Raw genomic sequence first — 19,167 nt, forward strand, 5'->3', positions numbered from 1 at the left:
CCGAACGGGCGCCGCGGGTCGCGCCGCCGAGGGTTGCGGAGCAACCCGCCCGGCGATTGAGGGGGCCGTTGCCATGAAGCCGAGGACGAGCATGGACGCCACGACCGCGCGCTGCGACGCCGTGACCCTGGAGATCGTGCGCGGCGCCCTCCGCGCCGCCCAGGCGGAGATGGAGGCGCTGGTGGAGCGCACCGCCATGTCCGCCTTCATCCGGGAGAAGAAGGATTTCTACACCGCCCTGTTCGATGCCGAGGGGGTGATGGCCGTCGGCTCCAACGTCCCCGTCTTCGGCGACATCGCCGCCCCCGTCTTCCGCCACTTCCCGAAGGCGGGGATGCGCGACGGCGACCTCTACTGGTACAACGACTGCTACGAGAGCGGCGGCGCCGTCAGCCATTCCAACGACCAGGTCTTCCTCGCCCCGGTCTTCCTCGAGGGCCGCCGCGTCGCCTTCGTCATGGGCTGGGCGCATTTCGCGGATATCGGCGGGCTGCGGCCCGGCTCCATCTCCCCCGACGCCACCGACATCTTCCAGGAAGGCGTGATCATCCCGCCGGTCCGGCTGGTGCGGGACGGCGAGGTGAACGAGGCCGCGCTCCGCATCTTCTACCGCAACGGCCGCTATCCCCGCATCGCCCAGGGCGATGCCCGCGCCCTGATGGCGAGCGTGGCGCTCGGCGTGACGCGGATGCGCGAGGTCGCCGCCCGCTTCGGCGCCGACATCCTGGCGGATGCGCTGGCGCAGCTCCTGGCGCGCACCGAGGCCACGGTGCGCGCCCGCCTGCGGGAGACCTTCGCGGTCGGCACCCACCGCTTCACCGACCGCATCGACGGCGACGGCCATGGCAACGGCCCCTTCCGCATCCGCCTGAGCCTGACGCGCACGCCCGAGGACCGCTTCATCCTCGATGCCACGGAGACGGACGACCAGTCGCCCGGCCCGGTGAATTTCCTGATGCACCCCGACGTGCCGGGCATGGCGCTCGGCCTCTTCTTCCTCGGCGGCGACCCGACCCAGGTGGTCAATGCCGGCTGCCCGCGCGCCATCGACGCGGTGCGCCTGCGCGAGGGCTCCCTGCTGCAGCCGCGCTTCCCCGCGCCGCTGGGCCTGCGCGGGCTGACCATGATGCGGATGCTGGCGGCGCTGAACGGCCTCGTCGCCGTGGCCGGCGGCAAGGCCCCGGCGGCGCATGCGGCCTATGTCATTATCCTCCTGCGCGGCAGCGCGGGGGGGCGGCCCTTCCTGATGAGCGACGGCATCGGCGTCGGCTACGGCGCGCGCGACACGGCGGACGGGATCGACGCCGTCTACTTCGTCGCGCAGGAGAACTACCCGGCCGAGTTCCTCGAATTGGAGTACCCGGTGCGGCTCCGCCATTACGGGCTGCACTGCGACAGCGGCGGCCCCGGCCGCTGCCGCGGCGGCTGCGGCGTGGTGCGGGAGTACGAGGTGCTGGCCGAGGAGGCGGTGCTCTCCGTCCGCATCGACGGGGTGGAGAACCCGCCCTGGGGGGCCGATGGCGGCCGGTCCGGCGGGCCCGGCCGCGTGGTGGTGAACCCGGGCACCGCGGGGGAACGCCTGCTGCGCCCGCTCTCCGACGGCAACCGCCTGCGCCGCGGCGACGTGCTGCGGATCGAGACCGGCGGCGGCGGCGGCCGCGGCCATCCCTTCGACCGGGCGGCGGCGGCGGTGCTGGCCGATGTGCTCGGCGGCATGGTGAGCCTGGCGGCGGCCCGGCGCGACTACGGCGTCGCGATCCGCGACGGCACGGTGGACGGGCCCGCCACCGCCGCCCTCCGCGCCGCGCGGCCCGCGGCGCTGGCCTTCCACCGCGGAGGCTATGCGCATGCCCTCGACTGACGCCCCGCTGCTGGTGGCCGTCGATATCGGCGGCACCTTCACCGACATCACCCTGCGCGACGGCGCCACCGGCCGCGCCTGGACCGCCAAGACGCCGAGCACCCCCGCCGACCCCTCCGAGGCCTTCCTGACCGGCGTCTCCCTGGTGCTGGAGGCGGCGGGCGAGAGCGCCGGGCGGATCGGCCGCGTCCTGCACGGCACCACGGTCGCCACCAACCTCATCCTGGAGGGCAAGGGCGCGCGCACGGCGCTGATCACCACCGCCGGCTTCCGCCACGTGCTGGAGATCGGCCGCCAGGACATCCCCCGCGCCGCCAACCTCTATGGCTGGGTCAAGCCCGCCCGCCCCGTGCCGCCGGCCCGGGTGCTGGAGGTGGTGGAGCGCGTGGCGGCCGATGGCCGCGTGCTGACGCCGCTCGACGAGGCGAGCCTGGCGGCGGCGGTGGCGGCCTGCCGGGCCCTGGGGGTGCAGGCCGTCGCCATCTGCCTGCTGCACGCCTTCGCCGCGCCGGCGCATGAGCGCCGGGTGGCCGAGGCCCTGCGCGACGCCCTGCCCGGCATCGCCGTCACCGCCTCGACCGAGGTGCTGCCGGTGGTCCGCGAGTATGAGCGCAGCCTGGCGACCATCCTCAACGCCCAGGTCATGCCGGCCGTCTCCACCTATGTCGGCCGGCTGGAGGAGCGGCTGCGCGCCGCCGGCATCGCCGCGCCGCTGCTGCTGATGAAGTCCAACGGCGGCGTCGCCGGGGCCGCCGCCATCCGCCGCGCCCCCGCCGTCACGGCGCTGTCCGGGCCGGCGGCCGGCGTGGTCGGCGCCCAGGCGGTGGCGGCGGCCGCGGGCTTCCCCGACATCATCACCGTCGATATCGGCGGCACCAGCGCCGATATCTGCCTCATGAAGGGCGGCGCGATCGGCCTCACCAGCCGCGGCCGCGTCGGCGACTGGCCGCTTCCCCTGCCGATGGTGGACATGGTGACGATCGGCGCCGGCGGCGGCTCGCTCGCCCGCGTCACGGCGGCCGGCGCCCTGGCGGTGGGGCCGGAGAGCGCCGGCGCGGTGCCCGGCCCCGCCTGCTACGGCCGCGGCGGCGCCCGCGCCACCGTCACCGATGCGCATGTCACCCTCGGCCACCTGCCGCCGCGCCTGCTCGGCGGCCGCATGGCGCTGGACGTGGCTGCGGCGGCGGCGGCGGTGCGGGATTCGGTGGCCGGCCCGCTGGGGATGGGGCTGCACGAGGCCGCGCGCGGCATCCTCGCCATCGCCGACAGCACCATGGTCGGCGCCGTCCGCCTCGTCTCGGTCGAGCGGGGCCACGATCCCCGCGACTTCGCCCTCGTCCCCTTCGGCGGCGCCGGCCCGCTGCATGGCTGCGCCCTGGCCGAGCTGCTGGGCATCCGCACCGTGCTGGTGCCGCCCTCCCCCGGCGTCCTCTGCGCCCAGGGGCTGCTGGCCGCCGACCTGAAGGCCGAGTTCAGCCGCAGCGTCCACAGCGAGGAGGCGGCCGCGGTGGCGGGCGTCTTCGCGGCGCTCGAGGCCGAGGCCGCGGCCTGGTTCGAGGAGGAGGCGGTGCCGCCCCCGGCCCGCGCCCTCCGGCGCGTCGCCCTGATGCGCTATGCCGGGCAGGGCGGGGAGCTGGCCATCCCCTGGTCGGCGGCGGCGGCGGCCGAGTTCGCCGCCACCCACCGCGCCCTCTACGGCTTCGACCTGCCCGATGCCGCCGTGGAGCTGGTCACGCTCCGCGTGGAGGCCACCGGGCGGCTCGCCGGCGACATCGCCACCCGCCGCCCGCCCGGCACCGGCGCGGCGCCCTCCGGTCGCCATCCCGTCCACTTCCCCGGCGGCACGCGCGATGCGGCGCTCTACGCGCGGGAGGCGCTCGGCGCCGGGGACCGCTTCGCCGGCCCGGCCATCGTCACCCAGCTCGACGCCACCACCCTCGTCCCGCCCGGATGGGCCGGCGAGATGGCCGCGACCGGGGCGCTGATCCTGCGCCGGGAGGGCCTCGCCGGGTGACGGCGCCGGGCGCGACGGGCCGGCGCATCGGGCTTGCGGCCGCCGCCGGCCTCTCCGATGCTGGGGGCCTGGAGCAGATCCCGGAGGAGGCGCCCATGGAACCCAGCACGTTCGTCCTGCTCAGCGGCGTCCTGACCTATGGCGTTCCCCTGGGGCTGGCGGTGCGGGAGCTGCTGCTGCTGCGCCGGGCGCGGGGCGGCGGCGCCGGCCCGGGCGCGCCCGCCGCGCCGGCCGACCCGCCGCCGCCGGCCTGGACGGGGCCCCTGCCGGACTGCCTGATCCCCGAGAGGCGGGCCCTGCCCGCCCGCCGCCAGCGGCTGCTCGAGGACGCGTAGCGCCCGGGCGCCCGGCGTTTGAGGGGCCGTTGACGGGCCGCCAGCACCGGCCGTGCGTATCAGATCTCGTCGCGCACCTGCGCATGCGCCAGGAGCGCGAAGAGGCCCGTGCCGCCCACGAGGTTCCCGATGAGGGCGGGGATGATGACGAAGACGACCGCATGCGTCGCGGTGAGCTGCCCGTCGAAGACCAGGAGGAACGCCTCGGCGGCGCCGGCCACCACATGGGTGAAGTCGCCGAGGGCGATGGCATAGGTCAGCGCCAGCACGATCAGGAACTCGCTGCCGGGCGAGCCGGCGCGGAGCCAGGCGACCGAGGCGATCAGGAAGCCGGCCGGCACGCCCTGCAGCAGCAGCTCGAGCGGCGTCTTCAGGAGAAGCTGGCCCGACACCTCGAGCATCGCGCCGCGCAGGGGCGCGCTCACGAGGTGGAGGTGCAGGTTGATCGCGGCCGCCGCGGCGGCGCCCACCATGTTCGCCGCGAAGACCACCGCCCAGAGCCGTGCCGTGGCCCCCAGCTTGCGCCAGTCCGGCGCCGCCATGACCGGCAGCACCGAGACGATGGTCTGCTCGGTGAAGAGCTGCATGCGGCCGAGGATGACCATCAGGAAGCCGAGGGTGTAGCCGAGATCCGCCACCGGCTCCCGCCAGGCCGCCCCGGCGGGCAGCTTGTGGTGCAGGGCGCCCTCCGCGATGACGGACGCCATGATGGTCACGCCGCCGGCCAGGCCCGACCAGGCCAGGGAGCGGACCGGCCGCGCCAGCTCCTCCTCCCCCTGGCGGCGCACGACGTGGTAGATGACCGGCGAACGAGGCGCGGCGCGCTCCGTGACGTCTTCCTGCTCCTTCGCAGTCAGGTCCCTGCGGCCTGCATCGGGCATACTGCCGCCTCCGGATGGCGGAGTATAAGCTGCGGCCGGCCGGGCGGTTCCGCCGGCCAGCCGGCCGGGGGCGGCCGTTGCGCCGGGCGGGCCGCGGCATGACGTCGCGGCACGGGCTGGAACTCCGCGCCGCGACCGCCGCCGACATGGCCGGGCTGCATCTGCTGCTGTCCGCCGGCGGGCACGCCATGGCGGCGCCTGCCCTGGCCGCGCGGCTCGATGCCCTGCGCCAGGGCGCCGGCGCGGCCCTGGTCGCGCTGGAATGGGGGCCGCCGAGCGGCGTCTTGGCGCTGCACTGGTACCGGACGCTGCTGTCGGACCGGCCGGTGGCGCAGATCGATCTGCTGCTGGTCGGCGCCGAGGACCAGCGCCGGGGCATCGGGCGGCTGCTGGTGGAGGCCGCGGCCCAGCTGGCCCGGAATGCCGGCTGCGGGGCCATGGACATCGTCGCCGCGGACGACCAAGCATCGATGCGGGCCTTCTGCCACGCCCTCGGCTTCCTGCCGACCGGCCCCCGGTTCCGCCGCGCGCTCCGGAAGGGTCGCTAGGGCGCTTCCCCTGAACACCGGTTCAGGAGAAGCGCCCCAGGCTTTCGTTTTCAGAGCATCTTCATCGGCGACCGGCCTTGCGGGGCGGCTATTCCGGCTCGATCCCGGCCAGCCGGATGAGGCGGCCCCATTTCTCCCGCTCAACCGCGGCATAGGTGGCCGCCGCCTCGAGATCCATGGCCGTCGGTTCCACCAGCATGTCCCGCAACCGGGGCGCCACCGCCTCCGACTGGACGGCGGCGGCCACGAGGCGGTTGATCTGGTGCAGCAGCGGCCGGGGCGTCGTGCTGCGCAGGGCGATGCCCCAATACCCGCCCATCTCGAAGCCGGGCATCGTCTCGTTCATCGCCGGGATGTCGGGCCAGCGCGCGACCCGTCGCGGCATGCTCACCGCGAGGACGCGGAACTCGCCGGAGGCCAGGTACTGGTCGGCGGCGACCATGTCCAGGAAGACGAAGTGGATCAGGCCGGTGCGCAGGTCGCTGATGGCGTTGCCGAAGACCTTGTAGGAGACCTCCTCGAAATCGAGCTGCCCCAGGCGCTTGAACAAGGCGGCGGGAATGCGCGAGGAGGCGTTGAACCAGCCGGAGTTGCGCTGGCCCGGATGCCGGCGGAGATCCGCGACCAGGTCCTGGTAGCTGCCATAAGGGCTGGTGGCCGAGACCATGAGGCAGCCGGCCGAGAGGCCGATAGGACAGGCCAGCATGAAGTCGCGCGCGGCGTCATAGGGCGGCTGCTTCAGCAGGTGCGGATTGGCCGAGAGCGTGGTGGTCGTCCCGAGGAGGACCGTGTGGCCATCGGCGGGCGCGTTGAGCACCGCGAGCGTGCCGACCACGCCGTTGCCGCCGGCCAGGTTCTCCACCAGGAAGGGCTTGCCCGTCATGGCCTGCATCTGCCGCGCCATCAGGCGGGCGATGAAATCGGAGGAGCCCCCGGCGGCGAAGGGGGCGACGATGCGCACCTGCTCGCGCGGGAAGGCCTGCTCCTGGGCCTCGGCCTGGCGGCCCAGCAGGCTGGCGGCGGCGATGCCCCCGCAGGCACGACGAGTGAGTTGCATCGGCTTAGTTCCCCCCGGCGGCCAGTATACCGGATCCGGCGGGCAGCGCCTCCGGCCGCAGGCGGGGCCGGCAGTGCCCCCTGGGGCCACCGCCCGGTCGCGGGGGCGCGATCGGTTCGCGCGCGGCGCCACGGGCCGGGGAAGCCCGCCAAACCAGGGGGCTCAACGCAGTCAGTGATTTGGGGAGAAAATGGCGCGCCCGAAGAGATTCGAACTCCTGACCCCCAGATTCGTAGTCTGGTGCTCTATCCAGCTGAGCTACGGGCGCGCATCCCGCCTTGCGGCGAGGCGGGCGAGATAGCGGAGGCAGCGCGGCGGCGCAACCCCCTCCCTCGCCCGAAATGCATCAGGCGGCGAGCTTGTCGAGCTCGCGCAGCACGGCCTCGCCCATCACCGAGGTGCCGACCCGGGCCATGCCGGGCTGCATGATGTCGGCGGTGCGGAGGCCGCCGGCGAGGACCTTCTCGATCGCCGTCTCGAGCAGCGCCGCATCCTCCTCGAGCCCGAAGCTCCAGCGCAGCAGCATGGCGAAGGAGAGCATCTGGGCGCAGGGATTGGCGATGCCCTTGCCGGCGATGTCGGGCGCCGAGCCGTGGATCGGCTCGTAGAGCGCGTGCCGCTTGCCCGTGGCGGGATCGACCGCGCCGAGGGTCGCCGAGGGCAGCATGCCGAGCGAGCCGGTCAGCGCCGCGGCGAGGTCGGAGAGCACGTCGCCGAACAGGTTGTTGCCGAGGATGACGTCGAACTGCTTCGGCCGGCTGCAGAGCTGCATGGCGCAGTTGTCGGCATACATGTTCTCGAGCGCGACATCCGGGTACTCGGCCTTCTGCACCTCGCCGACCACGGCGCGCCAGAGCCGGCCGGACTGCATGACATTGGCCTTCTCGACGCTCGTCACCTTGCCGCGCCGCTTGCGCGCCAGGTCGAAGGCGACGCGGGCGACGCGGGCGATCTCGTCCTCATGGTACACGTCGGTGTCGAAGCCGCGGCGCTTGCCGTCGGGCAGCGTCTCGACGCCGCGCGGCTCGCCGAAATAGATGCCGCCCACCGTCTCGCGCACCACCATGATGTCGACGCCGCGGACGATGTCGGGCTTCAGCGAGGAGGCCTCGACCAGCGGGTCCATCACCAGCGCCGGGCGGAGGTTGGCGAAGAGGCCGAGATCCTTGCGCAGCCGCAGGATGCCGAGCTCGGGCCGCTGCTCGAAGGGCAGGCTGTCCCATTTCGGGCCGCCGACGCTGCCGAAGAGCACGGCGTCCGCCGCCTTCGCCTTCTCCACCGTCTCGTCCGGGCAGGGGGAGCCGACGGCATCGATGGCGCCGCCGCCGACCAGGCCTTCCTCGATCTCGAAGGAGAGGGCGCGGCGGCGGTCCATCCAGTCGATGACGCGGCGCACCTCGTGCATCACCTCGGGCCCGATGCCGTCGCCCGGCAGCACCAGGAGCTTCTTGTTCGCAGCCATGGTCGTCTCCGTCCTCGCCGCCCGGCGGGCGGCGCATGCTTCATCCGCCCGGGCCAGGCCGCGACGCCGCCGCGGCCGGGCTTGCGTCAGGCGCCGGGGGGCGTCGCCGGCGCCTCGGCCGGGGCGGCGAGCCAGGGCTGCGCCGCGGCGCGCTTCGCCTCGAAGGCGTCGATGGCGCCCGCCCGCTGCATGGTCTGGCCGATGTCGTCGAGGCCGTTCAGCAGCAGGTGGCGGCGCAGCGGGTCGATCTTGAAGGGGATCTCCTCGCCGCTCGGCCGCACCACCACCTCGCGCTCGAGGTCCACGGTGATGCGGGCATTGCCGCCCATCCGCGCATCCTCCATGAGCTGCTCGCAGACCGCGCGCGGCAGCTTCACCGGCAGCACGCCGTTCTTGAAGCTGTTGTTGTGGAAGATGTCGGCGAAGTCCGGCGCGATGACGCAGCGGATGCCGAAATCCAGCAGCGCCCAGGGCGCATGCTCGCGCGAGGAGCCGCAGCCGAAATTCTCGAAGGCGATGAGGATCTCGGCCTTACGGTAGGGTTCCTGGTTGAGGACGAAATCCGGGTTCTCCGACCCGTCCTCCTTATAGCGGAAATTGGCGAAGAGGTTCTTGCCGAAGCCGGTGCGGCTGATGGATTTCAGGAAGCGCGCCGGGATGATCTGGTCGGTGTCGACATTCGCCTTGGGCAGCGGCGCGGCGATGCCGGTCAGGGTGGTGAAGGCCTGCATCAGACGGTCCCCTTCGGCTGGAAGTCCCGCACATCGGCGAGATGCCCGGCGATCGCCGCCGCCGCCGCCATGGCGGGCGAGAGCAGGTGGGTGCGGCCGCCCGGGCCCTGGCGGCCCTCGAAATTGCGGTTGGAGGTGCTGGCGCAGCGCTGGCCGGGCGTCAGCTTGTCCGGGTTCATGCCGAGGCACATGGAGCAGCCGGCCTCGCGCCACTCGAAGCCCGCCTCGCGCAGGATGCGGTCGAGACCCTCCTCCTCCGCCTGCGCCTTCACCAGGCCGGAGCCGGGGACGACCATGGCCCGCACCCCGTCCGCCACCCGGCGGCCGCGGGCGATGGCGGCGGCGGCGCGGATGTCCTCGATGCGGCTGTTGGTGCAGGAGCCGACGAAGACGACGTCCACCTTCAGGTCCTGCAGCCGCTGGCCGGGGGTGATGCCCATATACTGCATCTTGCGCCGCATCTGCTCGCGCCGCGCCTCGTCCTCGGCCGCTTCCGGGTCGGGCACCAGGCCGGTGATCGGCAGCACGTCCTCCGGGCTGGTGCCCCAGGTGACCTGCGGCGCGATGTCGCCGGCCTCGAGGCGCACCACCGTGTCGAACTGCGCGCCGGGGTCGCTCGGCAGGGTCCGCCAATAGGCGATCGCGCGCTCCAGCGCCTCGCCCTTCGGCGCCATGGGGCGGCTGCGGACATAGTCGAAGGTGGTCTCGTCCGGCGCCACCATGCCGGCGCGGGCGCCGCCCTCGATCGACATGTTGCAGACCGTCATCCGCCCCGCCATGTCGAGGGCGCGGATGGCGTCGCCGGCGAACTCGATGACATGGCCGGTGCCGCCCGCCGTGCCGATGCGGCCGATGATCGCCAGCACGATGTCCTTGGCGGTGCAGCCGAGCGGCAGGGTGCCGTTCACCTCCACCTTCATGTTCTTCGCCGGCTTCTGCAGCAGCGTCTGGGTGGCGAGCACGTGCTCGACCTCCGAGGTGCCGATGCCGAAGGCGAGCGCGCCCATGGCGCCATGCGTGCTGGTGTGGCTGTCGCCGCAGACGATGGTCATGCCGGGCAGCGAGCGGCCGAGCTCGGGCCCGATGACATGCACGATGCCCTGGCGCTGGTCGAGCAGCGGGATCAGCGGCATGCCGAACTCGGCGGCGTTGCGCTCCAGCGTCTCCACCTGCACCCGGCTCTCGGGATCGACGATGCCGGTGTAGCGGCTGGCATCGGTGGCGATGTTGTGGTCGATGACGCCGAGCGTCGCCTCCGGCCGGCGCAGGCGGCGGCCGGCCTGGCGCAGGCCGTCGAAGGCCTGCGGCGTCGTCACCTCATGCGTCAGGTGAAGGTCGATGTAGAGAAGCGCCGTGCCGTCCGGGAGGGTCTCCACCACATGGGCGTCCCAGATCTTGTCGAAGAGAGTGCGCGGCTTCTGCCCTGACATGACGTGTTCCTGTCTGCGTTCCTGCGCCCCGCGCCGTGCCGCGCGAGGCGCCCTGCCCTTAGGCCTGCGACCCGGCCGGGGCGGCGGCCCCGGCCTTCGCGGCCTGGGTGGTGGTGGCCGCCCGCTCCTGGATGCGGGCGGACTTGCCGGTGCGGCCGCGCAGGTAATAGAGCTTCGCGCGCCGGACCTTGCCGCGGCGGACCACGGCGATCTCCGCGATGGAGGGGGAGTAGAGCGGGAAGACGCGCTCCACGCCCTCGCCGTAGGAGAGCTTGCGGACGGTGAAGTTGCTGTTCACGCCCTTGTTGCTGCGGGCGATCACCACGCCCTCATAGGCCTGGGTGCGGGTGCGCTCGCCCTCGACCACCTTCACCATCACGCGGACGGTGTCGCCCGGGCCGAATTCCGGCACCGCGCGGGCGGCGAGGAGGCGGGACGTCTGCTCCGCCTCGAATTGCTGCAGCAGGTTCATGGTCTGGTCCTTTCCTTGATCTTTAGGCGGCGGCAGGTCGGCCGTCCATGGCCGCCGCCGCCGCGGCATCCTCGGCTTCCGTCACCTCTGCCTCAGCCCTGGGCGGAGGCGCGGCCCGGCCGGCGGCCCGCAGGTGGCGCGCCCAGAGATCGGGCCGCCGCTCGGCGGTGATCCGCTCCGCCGCCGCCTGGCGCCAGCGCGCCACCTCGGCATGGTGGCCGGAGAGCAGGACGGGCGGCACCGGCCGGCCCTGCCACTCGGCCGGGCGGGTGTAGTGCGGGTATTCCAGCAGCGCCTCGCGCCCGCCGCCGGAGAAGCTCTCCTCCTCGGCGCTGCCGGCGCCGCCCATCACCCCGGGCAGCAGCCGGACGCAGGCATCGAGCAGCACCATCGCCGCCGGCTCGCCGCCCGAGAGCACGTAGTCGCCGATCGAGACCTCGCGCAGGCCGCGCGCCTCGATGACGCGCTGATCGACGCCCTCGAAGCGGCCGCAGAGCAGGATCACCCCCGGCCCGGCGGCCAGCTCGCGCACCAGCGCCTGGTCGAGCAGCCGGCCGCGCGGCGTGAGGTAGAGGGCGGGCCGCGGGATGGCGGCGGCCTCCGGCGCGCCCTCCGGCGCAGCCTCCCCTGGCGCCAGCGCGGCGGCGAGGGCGGCGTCCACCACATCGGGGCGCAGCACCATGCCGGCGCCGCCGCCGAAGGGCGTGTCGTCCACGCTGCGGTGGCGGTCGGTGGCGAAGCCGCGGATGTCGAGGCTGTCGAGCGCCCAGCGCCCCTCGCGCAGCGCCCGCCCGGCGAGCGACTGGCCGAGCGGGCCGGGGAACATCTCCGGGAAGAGGGTGAGGATGGTGGCGCGCCAGCTCATGCCGCCGCCTCCCCATCGCCGCCGTCGTCATCGCTGCCGCCGGGCGGCACGGTCACCTCCTCGGGCGGCGCGACGACCAGCCGGCCGCCGGCGATGTCGACCACCGGCACCGCGGCGCGGGTGAAGGGGACCAGGCGCTCGTCCCCCGCCTCCCCCTCCAGCACCAGGAAGGCGCCGGCGCCATGCTCCTCGACCGCGCGGACGCGGCCGAGCCCCAGGCCCGCCGCCGTCTCGGCCCGCAGCCCGATCAGGTCGACGAGGTAGTATTCCTCCGCCGCCGGCGCCGGCAGGGCCTCGCGCGCGACATAGAGGCGGGTGCCGGTCAGCCGCGCCGCGGCGTCGCGGTCGGCGACGCCCTCGATGCGGGCGAGGCCCTCGGCGAGCAGGGTGAGCGCGAAGCGGCGCCCGCCCGTCTCGTCGGTGAGCGGGCCATAGGCGGCGATGGCGGCGGGATCGGCGGTGAAGCTGCGCAGCTTCACCAGGCCGCGCACGCCATGCGGCCTGCCGATCTCCCCGACCAGGATGCGCGCCTCTTGGCCCACCGGATTCACCGCTCCGTTCCTCGATGCCGTCCCGCCCCGCGGCGGGACGCCAGGGTCAGCCCGCCGCGGCGGCGGCCGCGGCGCGCTCCTGCGCCTTCTTCTTCGGCGCCGACTTCTTCGGCTGCTCCGGGAATTCCGGCATCGGCGCCAGCCCGGCCTTGCCGAGGAACTTCGCCACGCGGTCGGTGGCGATGGCGCCCTGGCCGATCCAGTGGCTCACCCGCTCGTCCTGCAGGCGCACGCGCTCGGCATGGTCGGAGGGGAGCATCGGGTTGTAGCTGCCGATCTTCTCGATGAAGCGGCCGTCGCGCGGGCTGCGGCTGTCGGCCACCACGATGTGGTAGTAGGGGCGCTTCTTGGCGCCGGCGCGCGCGAGGCGGATCTTCAGGCCCATGGTCTCAGCTTGCTCCTGGTCTTGATCTAGAAAGGCTTCCGGCCGCCGGGGAGCTGCATCCCCTTGGGCATGAGCGCGCCGAGGCCGCCGCGCATCAGCCCTTTCTGGCCGAGCTTGTTCATCCGCTTCATCATCGCGGACATGTCGTCGAAATTCTTCAGCAGCTTGTTCACCTCCTGCACGGAGGTGCCGCTGCCGGCGGCGATGCGCTTCTTGCGGCTGGCCTTGATGAGGTCGGGCTTGCGCCGCTCCTGCGGGGTCATCGAGCCGATGATCGCCGCCTGCCGCTTCAGCATGGTGTTGTCGAGGTTGGCGCCCTCGATCTGCTGCTTCATCTTGCCGATGCCGGGCAGCATGCCGAGGATGCCCGAGAGCGAGCCCATCTTGCCGATCTGCTTCAGCTGGCTGGCATAGTCCTCGAGGCTGAACTGCCCCTTCTGCATCCGCGCCGCCAGCTTCTCGGCCTCGTCGCGGTCGATGGTCTCGGCGGCGCGCTCGACGAGGGAGACGATGTCGCCCATGCCGAGGATGCGGCCGGCGATGCGGTCGGGGTGGAAATCCTCGAGCGCGTCGAGCTTCTCGCCGGCGCCGAGCAGCTTGATCGGGGCGCCGGTGACGGCGCGCATGGAGAGCGCGGCGCCGCCGCGGGCATCGCCGTCGATCCGGGTCATGACGATGCCGGTGACGCCGACCTTGTCCTGGAAGGCGCGGGCGGTGTTCACCGCGTCCTGGCCGGTCATGGCATCGACGACGAGCAGCGTCTCGTGCGGCCGGGCGAAGGCCTTCACCTCGGCGACCTCGGCCATCAGCGCCTCGTCGATGGCGAGCCGCCCGGCGGTGTCGAGCACCACCACGTCGAACAGCTCGCGCCGGCCGAGATCCATCGCCCGCGCCGCGATCTCGAGCGGCGTCTGGCCGGCGACGATCGGCAGGGAGGCGACGCCCACCTGCTTCGCCAGCGTCTCGAGCTGGAGCTGCGCCGCCGGGCGGTGCACGTCGAGCGAGGCGAGCAGCACCTTCTTCTTGTCGCGGTTCTTCAGCCGCAGCGCGATCTTGCCCGAGGTGGTGGTCTTGCCCGAGCCCTGCAGGCCGACCATCAGCAGCGGCACCGGGGCCGGGGCGTTGAGGTCGAGGCCGCGGGCGCCGGTATCCGCCTCGCCGCCGCCCAGGGCCTCCACCAGGGCGTCGTGGACGATCTTGATCACCTGCTGCGCCGGGGAGACGCTCTTCAGCACCTCCTGGCCGACGGCGCGCTCGCGCACCTTCGTGGTCAGGTCCTTGACCACCGGCAGGGCGACATCGGCCTCCAGCAGCGCCACGCGGACCTCGCGCAGCGCCTCCTGCACATCGGCCTCCGAGAGCGCGCCACGGCGGCGCAGCCGGTCGAAGACGCCGTTCAGCCTGCCGGACAGGGCCTCGAACATGCCGCCTGCCTATGCCCCTCGCCTGCGGGGCCGGGAGGGCCCCAAATGGAAATGCGCCGCTGCGCGAGCCTTCGCGGAGCGGCGGAGCCCCCTGCCGGGCAGGGGACCTCGATCGGGAAGATCCCGGGAGCGGGGCTGCTACGCCCCGGTGGGCCCGGCGTCAAGGGAAACCGGGCCGGCGGGTGGGGCGAAGGCGCCAAGGGCCCCGCAAGGGGCCCACGGCCCGCGCCGGCATCCATGGAGGCCGATGCGGTCCCGCACCGGCGGCGTCACCCTTACTTGGGTGCCAGCACCATGATCATCTGCCGGTTCTCGAGCCGCGGCATCTGCTCGACCTTGATGGTCTCGCCGAGGTCCACCCGGATGCGCTCGAGCACCTTGATGCCGAGATCCTGGTGTGCCATCTCGCGGCCGCGGAAGCGGAGCGTGACCTTCACCTTGTCGCCCTCGCCGATGAAGCTCTTCATCTGGCGCATCTTCACGTCGTAGTCGTGGTCGTCGATGTTCGGACGGACCTTGACTTCCTTGATCTCGACGACCTTCTGCTTCTTGCGGGCCTCGTTGGCCTTCTTCTGCTGCTCGTACTTGAACTTGCCGTAGTCGGTGATCTTGCAGACGGGCGGCACGGCGTTCGGGCTGATCTCGAGCAGGTCGAGCCCCGCATCATAGGCCCGCATCAGCGCGTCGCGCGCCGACATCACGCCGATCATCTCGCCTTCCTGGTCGATCAGCCGCACCTGCGGGACGCGGATGTCCTCGTTCACCCGCGGGCCGTCACGGGTCGGCGGCTGATTCGAAATGGGTCCTCTTGCTATGGTCCTCTCCTGTCGCTGTGGAAACGGCTCAGCCGCCTGTTATGGGGCTTGACTTAGCCCGCTGCAACCACCCCCTCGGGCACCCGGTCGGGCGGAGTCGCCTCGCGCGCCAGGCTGGCCACCGCCTCGGCCAGCGGCAGGCTGGCCTGCTCGCGGCCCGGCAAGCGGCGCAGCACCAGGGCGCGCTCCTCCGCCTCCCGCCGTCCGACCACGGCGAGCACCGGCACGCGCTGCTCGATATGGTCCACCACCTTGCGGTTGATCTTCTCGTTGCGCAGATCCAGGTCGACCCGCAGCCCCGCCGCCTTGAGCGCCGCCGCCGCCTCGCGCGCGAAGGGCGCCGCCTCGTCCACGATGGAGGCCACCACCACCTGCACCGGCGCCAGCCAGAGCGGGAAGCGGCCGGCATGCTGCTCGATCAGGATGCCGATGAAGCGCTCGAAGCTGCCGAGGATGGCGCGGTGCAGCATGACCGGGCGCCGGCGCGTCCCGTCCTCGGCCACGTATTCGGCGCCGAGGCGCTCGGGCAGGATGTAGTCCACCTGCAGCGTGCCGCACTGCCAGTCGCGGCCGATGGCGTCGCGCAGGACGAATTCCAGCTTCGGCCCGTAGAAGGCCCCCTCCCCGGGGTTGAGGTCGAAGGCGATGCCGGCCTGCCGGCAGGCCTCGCGCAGCCCGGTCTCGGCCCGCTCCCATTGCGCGTCCGTCCCGGCGCGGTTCGCCGGCCGGTCGGAGAATTTCACCCGGAAATCCTCGAAGCCGAGGTCGCGGTAGATGCCGGAGAGCAGCTCGACGAAGCGGACCGTCTCGGCCGGGATCTGCTCCTCGGTGCAGAAGATGTGGGCGTCGTCCTGGGTGAAGGCGCGCACCCGCATGATGCCGTGCAGCGCGCCCGAGGGCTCGTAGCGGTGGCAGGCGCCGAACTCCGCCATGCGCAGCGGCAGCTCGCGGTAGCTGCGCAGGCCCTGGTTGAAGATCTGCACATGGCAGGGGCAGTTCATCGGCTTCAGCGCCAGCACGCGGTCCTTCTCGGACTCGTCCTCGACCGTCGCGATGAACATGTTCTCGCGGAACTTCTCCCAGTGGCCCGAGGCCACCCAGAGCTTGCGGTCGACGAGCTGCGGCGTCCGCACCTCGCGGTACTCGGCCGCGTCCAGCCGGCGGCGCATGTAGTCCTCCAGCACCCGGTAGAGCGTCCAGCCCTTGGGGTGCCAGAAGACGGAGCCGACCGCCTCCTCCTGGAGATGGAACAGGTCCATCTCCTTGCCGATCCGGCGGTGGTCGCGCTTCTCCGCCTCCTCGATCTGGTGGAGATGGGCGTCCAGCTCCTTCTGGTCGCGCCAGGCGGTGCCGTAGATGCGGCTCAGCATGGCGTTGCGGTGGTCGCCCCGCCAATAGGCGCCGGCCACCTTCGTCAGCTTGAAGGCGGTGCCGACATCGCCGGTGCCGCGCATATGCGGGCCGCGGCAGAGATCGATCCAGTCGCCCTGCGAATAGAGGCTGATCTCCTCGCCCTGCGGCAGGTCCTGGATGAGCTGCGCCTTGTACTTCTCGCCCTTCGCCTCGAAGAAGGCGATCGCCTCCTCGCGCGGCATGACGCTGCGCACGAACGGCGCGTTGCGCGCCACGATCTCGCGCATCTTCGCCTCGATCGCCGCGAAATCCTCGGGCGTGAAGGGCTCGTTGCGGGCGAAGTCGTAATAGAAGCCGTTCTCGATCGCCGGGCCGATCGTCACCTGCGTGCCCGGGTAGAGCGCCTGCACCGCCTCGGCCAGCACATGCGCGGCGTCGTGGCGGATCATCTCCAGCGCCTCGGGATCCTTGCGCGTGATGAAGCGCACCGCGGCATCCCGCTCGACCGTCCGGGCGAGGTCGCGCGTCACGCCGTCCACCTGCATGGCAAGCGCCGCCTTGGCGAGGCCCGGGCCGATCGCCTGCGCGATCTCGGTGCCCGTCACCGGCGCATCGAAGCGGCGCACGGACCCATCGGGCAGGGTGATCGCAGGCATCGGCCGGGGTGTCTCCATGGGGATCTGGAAGGGCGCGGACCATGGGCAGGCGCCCCCCTCCCCGTCAAGCATCGCCGGGGAAAGCCAGCCCTGCGCCGTTCGCGCAGCGAAGCGTGCCGGTTCAACTGTCGCGAGAATTTTAGGAACTATCCGAAACGAAAGCTACCTGCCGGCATCTTCGCCAATATAGATTATGACAGTTGGGAAATATTCCCGCAAAAACCGAGCAAAAGGGATTGGCATGTCGAATCTCTTCATCGTACCTGGCTCCGGCAGCACGAACAATACTGATTACATCGATCTGGCGGCCCGCGGCGGCGGCGGCGCCAACCGCGTCTGGGCCGGCGGCGGCGCCGACCGCGTGATCGGCAGCACCGGCCAGGACACGCTCCATGGCGAGGACGGCAACGACCAGCTGGTCGGCGATGCCGGAGCCGACAGCCTCGATGGCGGCGCCGACCACGACGCGCTTTCCGGCGGCGCCGGCAACGACACCATCGAGGGCGGCGAGGGCAACGACACCGCCAGTGGCGGCGCCGATGACGACAGCATCGCGGGCGGCGCCGGCGCCGACATGCTGAACGGCGACGACGGCCACGACACCATCGATGGCGGCGCCGGGGACGACGCGCTCACCGGCGGCAACGGCAACGACCTGCTCCAGGGCGGCGAGGGCGACGACCGGCTGAACGGCGGCGCCGGGCAGAACACGTTGCAGGGCGGCGAGGGCGATGATTCGCTGACCGGCGGCGCCGATGCCGATGCGCTCTCCGGCGATGCCGGCGCCGACACCCTCCTCGGCGGCGACGGCGCCGATACGCTCGATGGCGGCGACGGCGACGATGTCCTCATGGCCGGCGCGGGCGACGACCTGATCATGGGCGGCGAGGGCGACGACACCATCGATTCCAGCCTCGGCCGCGACACGGTGCTCGCCGGCGAGGGCGACGACCGCATCAAGCAGACCCTGACGGCGGCGCCGGCCACCGGCCTCGAGCTGATCGATGGCGGCGCGGGCTGGGACACGCTGCACCTCGCCCTCACCCGGGCGCAGTGGTTCGACACCGCCATCCAGGCCGACATCGCCGGCCTCCGGGCGCATATCGCCGGCCCGGAGGGGCAGACCGCCCCCTATGCCGCCGATGCCCTGCACACCGCCGTCACCCGGGTCGAGGCCTTCGACATCACGGTGGATGGCGTCACCCTCACGGCCCAGGACGATGCGGTCGCGGCGGCCGATGACAGCGCCACGGCCAGCCTGCAGGCCGGCTCGGTGACGCTGGACCTCCTCGCCAATGACAGCGCGCCCGACCTGGTGCGCTCACTCGCGCTGCTGAGCGGCCCGGCGCATGGCAGCCTGGTGCTGAACGCCGACAACAGCGTGACCTTCACCTACGGCGCCGCCGACTTCGCCTACCTGCCGCAGGGCGGCTCCGACACGGTGAGCTTCGCCTACCGCGTCACCGATGCCGATGGCGATGTCGGCGAGGCGACGGCGCGGATCACCGTCACCGGGGGCGTCAACGACGCGCCGGTCGCGGTCTCCCTCGCCGGCGGCAGCGTGCGGGAGAACCTGGCGGCGGGCACGGTCGTCGGCACCCTCGCGGCGGTCGATCCCGACGGCGATGCGGTGAGCTTCGCGGTGACGGGCGACAAGGCCAGCCTGTTCGAGGTGGTCGGCAACGAGCTGCGGACCAGGGTGGCGCTGGACTACGAGGCGGCCACCCAGCACCTGGTCGGGCTGCGGGCGACGGACAGCCACGGCGCGACGCTCGACACCGCCGTCACCGTGCAGGTCACCGACGAGGTCTCGCGGCTGGTGAGCTACACCCAGTCGGCGACCCAGACCACGGCCGGGCAGGATTTCGCCCTCACCTTCGCCGGCCTGGCGCCTTCGGACGGGCAGGCCGGCACGCTGACCGTCATCGCCACGGGCGACCTCGACTCGAACGGCCTCCTGGTCAACCTGATCCCGACGAACCCCGAATACGTCACCCTCGGCTTCGCCGGCCAGTCGCAGCGCCTCGACATCCAGCAGGCCGACTCGGTGAAGAGCGCGAACGGGGTGCTGCTCTCCCTCACCGACCTCCTGCTCGGGGTCGGCAGCGAGCAGGTCACGCTCACCAAGGCCTATGCCATCGCCGGCCAGGCGCTCCAGACGGAGCTGGCCGACGGCCAGCTCACCGTCACGGCGGATCTGAGCGCCCTGGTGAACGCCGCCATCGACAGCCGCGACGGCGTCGCCGTCACGCTCAGCTACTACGCCCTGGTCTGACCCCGGCCGGAGCCCGTCCGGCCGGAAACGTCCGGACGGGCCGAGGCCGGCG

General features: G+C 72.7%; 17 protein-coding genes and 1 tRNA gene. 5 read left to right on the forward strand and 13 right to left on the reverse strand.

Going from position 1 to position 19,167, the window contains the following annotated elements:
- Positions 1-91: 91 nt before the first annotated feature.
- From DOO78_RS05960 to DOO78_RS05970, 3 genes are all read left to right on the forward strand, one after another.
- Complete coding sequence (locus tag DOO78_RS05960) at positions 92-1,861, forward strand: hydantoinase B/oxoprolinase family protein (RefSeq protein ID WP_207802806.1); 1,770 nt, start codon at positions 92-94, stop codon at positions 1,859-1,861.
- Positions 1,848-3,875 (forward strand): hydantoinase/oxoprolinase family protein, encoded by a 2,028-nt coding sequence (locus tag DOO78_RS05965; protein ID WP_207802807.1) that lies wholly within the window; start codon positions 1,848-1,850, stop codon positions 3,873-3,875. Before DOO78_RS05960 ends, DOO78_RS05965 begins: the two co-directional genes overlap by 14 nt.
- A gap of 95 nt (positions 3,876-3,970) precedes the next feature.
- Positions 3,971-4,210: a hypothetical protein gene (locus DOO78_RS05970; protein ID WP_128080006.1), complete on the forward strand. Its 240-nt coding sequence runs from the start codon at positions 3,971-3,973 to the stop codon at positions 4,208-4,210.
- A 59-nt stretch (positions 4,211-4,269) separates the two neighbouring features.
- Here DOO78_RS05970 and DOO78_RS05975 read toward each other — a convergent pair whose 3' ends face one another.
- Positions 4,270-5,091, reverse strand: a complete 822-nt coding sequence (locus DOO78_RS05975) for a formate/nitrite transporter family protein (RefSeq protein ID WP_111468831.1) — start codon at positions 5,089-5,091, stop codon at positions 4,270-4,272.
- Positions 5,092-5,189: 98 nt separating this feature from the next.
- Here DOO78_RS05975 and DOO78_RS05980 point away from each other — a divergent pair, with 98 nt between their 5' ends.
- Complete coding sequence (locus DOO78_RS05980) at positions 5,190-5,639, forward strand: GNAT family N-acetyltransferase (RefSeq protein ID WP_111469069.1); 450 nt, start codon at positions 5,190-5,192, stop codon at positions 5,637-5,639.
- An 88-nt stretch (positions 5,640-5,727) separates the two neighbouring features.
- Here DOO78_RS05980 and DOO78_RS05985 read toward each other — a convergent pair whose 3' ends face one another.
- The 12 genes from DOO78_RS05985 to thrS form a co-directional block, all read right to left on the reverse strand.
- Entirely contained in the window at positions 5,728-6,696 is a 969-nt protein-coding gene (locus DOO78_RS05985; RefSeq protein ID WP_111468832.1) for a Bug family tripartite tricarboxylate transporter substrate binding protein, read from the reverse strand.
- 191 nt (positions 6,697-6,887) lie between these two features.
- Positions 6,888-6,964: transfer RNA gene (locus DOO78_RS05990), tRNA-Arg, on the reverse strand.
- Between the two features lie 78 nt (positions 6,965-7,042).
- Positions 7,043-8,158 carry a 3-isopropylmalate dehydrogenase gene (leuB, locus tag DOO78_RS05995; RefSeq protein ID WP_111468833.1) on the reverse strand — a complete coding sequence of 372 codons (1,116 nt, stop codon included), beginning with the start codon at positions 8,156-8,158 and terminating at the stop codon, positions 7,043-7,045.
- Positions 8,159-8,244: 86 nt separating this feature from the next.
- On the reverse strand, positions 8,245-8,889 hold the full coding sequence (gene leuD, locus DOO78_RS06000) for a 3-isopropylmalate dehydratase small subunit (RefSeq protein ID WP_111468834.1): 645 nt from the start codon (positions 8,887-8,889) through the stop codon (positions 8,245-8,247).
- Entirely contained in the window at positions 8,889-10,319 is a 1,431-nt protein-coding gene (gene leuC / locus DOO78_RS06005; RefSeq protein WP_111468835.1) for a 3-isopropylmalate dehydratase large subunit, read from the reverse strand. The genes leuD and leuC overlap by 1 nt, the downstream gene beginning before the upstream one ends.
- 58 nt (positions 10,320-10,377) lie before the next feature.
- Positions 10,378-10,791, reverse strand: coding sequence for a 50S ribosomal protein L19 (gene rplS / locus DOO78_RS06010; protein ID WP_111468836.1), 414 nt, complete (start codon positions 10,789-10,791; stop codon positions 10,378-10,380).
- Between the two features lie 22 nt (positions 10,792-10,813).
- Positions 10,814-11,656 carry a tRNA (guanosine(37)-N1)-methyltransferase TrmD gene (trmD, locus tag DOO78_RS06015; RefSeq protein WP_111468837.1) on the reverse strand — a complete coding sequence of 281 codons (843 nt, stop codon included), beginning with the start codon at positions 11,654-11,656 and terminating at the stop codon, positions 10,814-10,816.
- Positions 11,653-12,198 carry a ribosome maturation factor RimM gene (rimM, locus tag DOO78_RS06020; protein WP_111469070.1) on the reverse strand — a complete coding sequence of 182 codons (546 nt, stop codon included), beginning with the start codon at positions 12,196-12,198 and terminating at the stop codon, positions 11,653-11,655. Before rimM ends, trmD begins: the two co-directional genes overlap by 4 nt.
- Positions 12,199-12,253: 55 nt before the next feature.
- Positions 12,254-12,592 carry a 30S ribosomal protein S16 gene (gene rpsP, locus DOO78_RS06025; protein ID WP_111468838.1) on the reverse strand — a complete coding sequence of 113 codons (339 nt, stop codon included), beginning with the start codon at positions 12,590-12,592 and terminating at the stop codon, positions 12,254-12,256.
- 26 nt (positions 12,593-12,618) lie between these two features.
- Entirely contained in the window at positions 12,619-14,016 is a 1,398-nt protein-coding gene (gene ffh, locus DOO78_RS06030) for a signal recognition particle protein (protein WP_111468839.1), read from the reverse strand.
- A gap of 275 nt (positions 14,017-14,291) precedes the next feature.
- Positions 14,292-14,816: a translation initiation factor IF-3 gene (gene infC, locus DOO78_RS06035; RefSeq protein ID WP_111468840.1), complete on the reverse strand. Its 525-nt coding sequence runs from the start codon at positions 14,814-14,816 to the stop codon at positions 14,292-14,294.
- A 68-nt stretch (positions 14,817-14,884) separates the two neighbouring features.
- Complete coding sequence (thrS, locus tag DOO78_RS06040; RefSeq protein ID WP_111468841.1) at positions 14,885-16,840, reverse strand: threonine--tRNA ligase; 1,956 nt, start codon at positions 16,838-16,840, stop codon at positions 14,885-14,887.
- Positions 16,841-17,081: 241 nt separating this feature from the next.
- On the opposite strand from thrS, the gene DOO78_RS26900 reads away from it, so the two are divergent.
- Positions 17,082-19,115, forward strand: coding sequence for an Ig-like domain-containing protein (locus DOO78_RS26900; RefSeq protein WP_165838749.1), 2,034 nt, complete (start codon positions 17,082-17,084; stop codon positions 19,113-19,115).
- Positions 19,116-19,167 lie beyond the last annotated feature (52 nt).

The organism is Roseicella frigidaeris (assembly GCF_003258945.1).
Classification (GTDB): Bacteria; Pseudomonadota; Alphaproteobacteria; order Acetobacterales; family Acetobacteraceae; genus Paracraurococcus; species Paracraurococcus frigidaeris.

Coding starts and splice junctions, on each gene's coding strand:
- DOO78_RS05960 (WP_207802806.1), top strand. CDS start 92: ATGGACGCCACGACCGCGCGCTGCGACGCCGTGACCCTGGAGATCGTG.
- DOO78_RS05965 (WP_207802807.1), top strand. CDS start 1,848: ATGCCCTCGACTGACGCCCCGCTGCTGGTGGCCGTCGATATCGGCGGC.
- DOO78_RS05970 (WP_128080006.1), top strand. CDS start 3,971: ATGGAACCCAGCACGTTCGTCCTGCTCAGCGGCGTCCTGACCTATGGC.
- DOO78_RS05975 (WP_111468831.1), bottom strand. CDS start 5,091: ATGCCCGATGCAGGCCGCAGGGACCTGACTGCGAAGGAGCAGGAAGAC.
- DOO78_RS05980 (WP_111469069.1), top strand. CDS start 5,190: ATGACGTCGCGGCACGGGCTGGAACTCCGCGCCGCGACCGCCGCCGAC.
- DOO78_RS05985 (WP_111468832.1), bottom strand. CDS start 6,696: ATGCAACTCACTCGTCGTGCCTGCGGGGGCATCGCCGCCGCCAGCCTG.
- leuB (WP_111468833.1), bottom strand. CDS start 8,158: ATGGCTGCGAACAAGAAGCTCCTGGTGCTGCCGGGCGACGGCATCGGG.
- leuD (WP_111468834.1), bottom strand. CDS start 8,889: ATGCAGGCCTTCACCACCCTGACCGGCATCGCCGCGCCGCTGCCCAAG.
- leuC (WP_111468835.1), bottom strand. CDS start 10,319: ATGTCAGGGCAGAAGCCGCGCACTCTCTTCGACAAGATCTGGGACGCC.
- rplS (WP_111468836.1), bottom strand. CDS start 10,791: ATGAACCTGCTGCAGCAATTCGAGGCGGAGCAGACGTCCCGCCTCCTC.
- trmD (WP_111468837.1), bottom strand. CDS start 11,656: ATGAGCTGGCGCGCCACCATCCTCACCCTCTTCCCGGAGATGTTCCCC.
- rpsP (WP_111468838.1), bottom strand. CDS start 12,592: ATGGGCCTGAAGATCCGCCTCGCGCGCGCCGGCGCCAAGAAGCGCCCC.
- ffh (WP_111468839.1), bottom strand. CDS start 14,016: ATGTTCGAGGCCCTGTCCGGCAGGCTGAACGGCGTCTTCGACCGGCTG.
- thrS (WP_111468841.1), bottom strand. CDS start 16,840: ATGCCTGCGATCACCCTGCCCGATGGGTCCGTGCGCCGCTTCGATGCG.
- DOO78_RS26900 (WP_165838749.1), top strand. CDS start 17,082: ATGTCGAATCTCTTCATCGTACCTGGCTCCGGCAGCACGAACAATACT.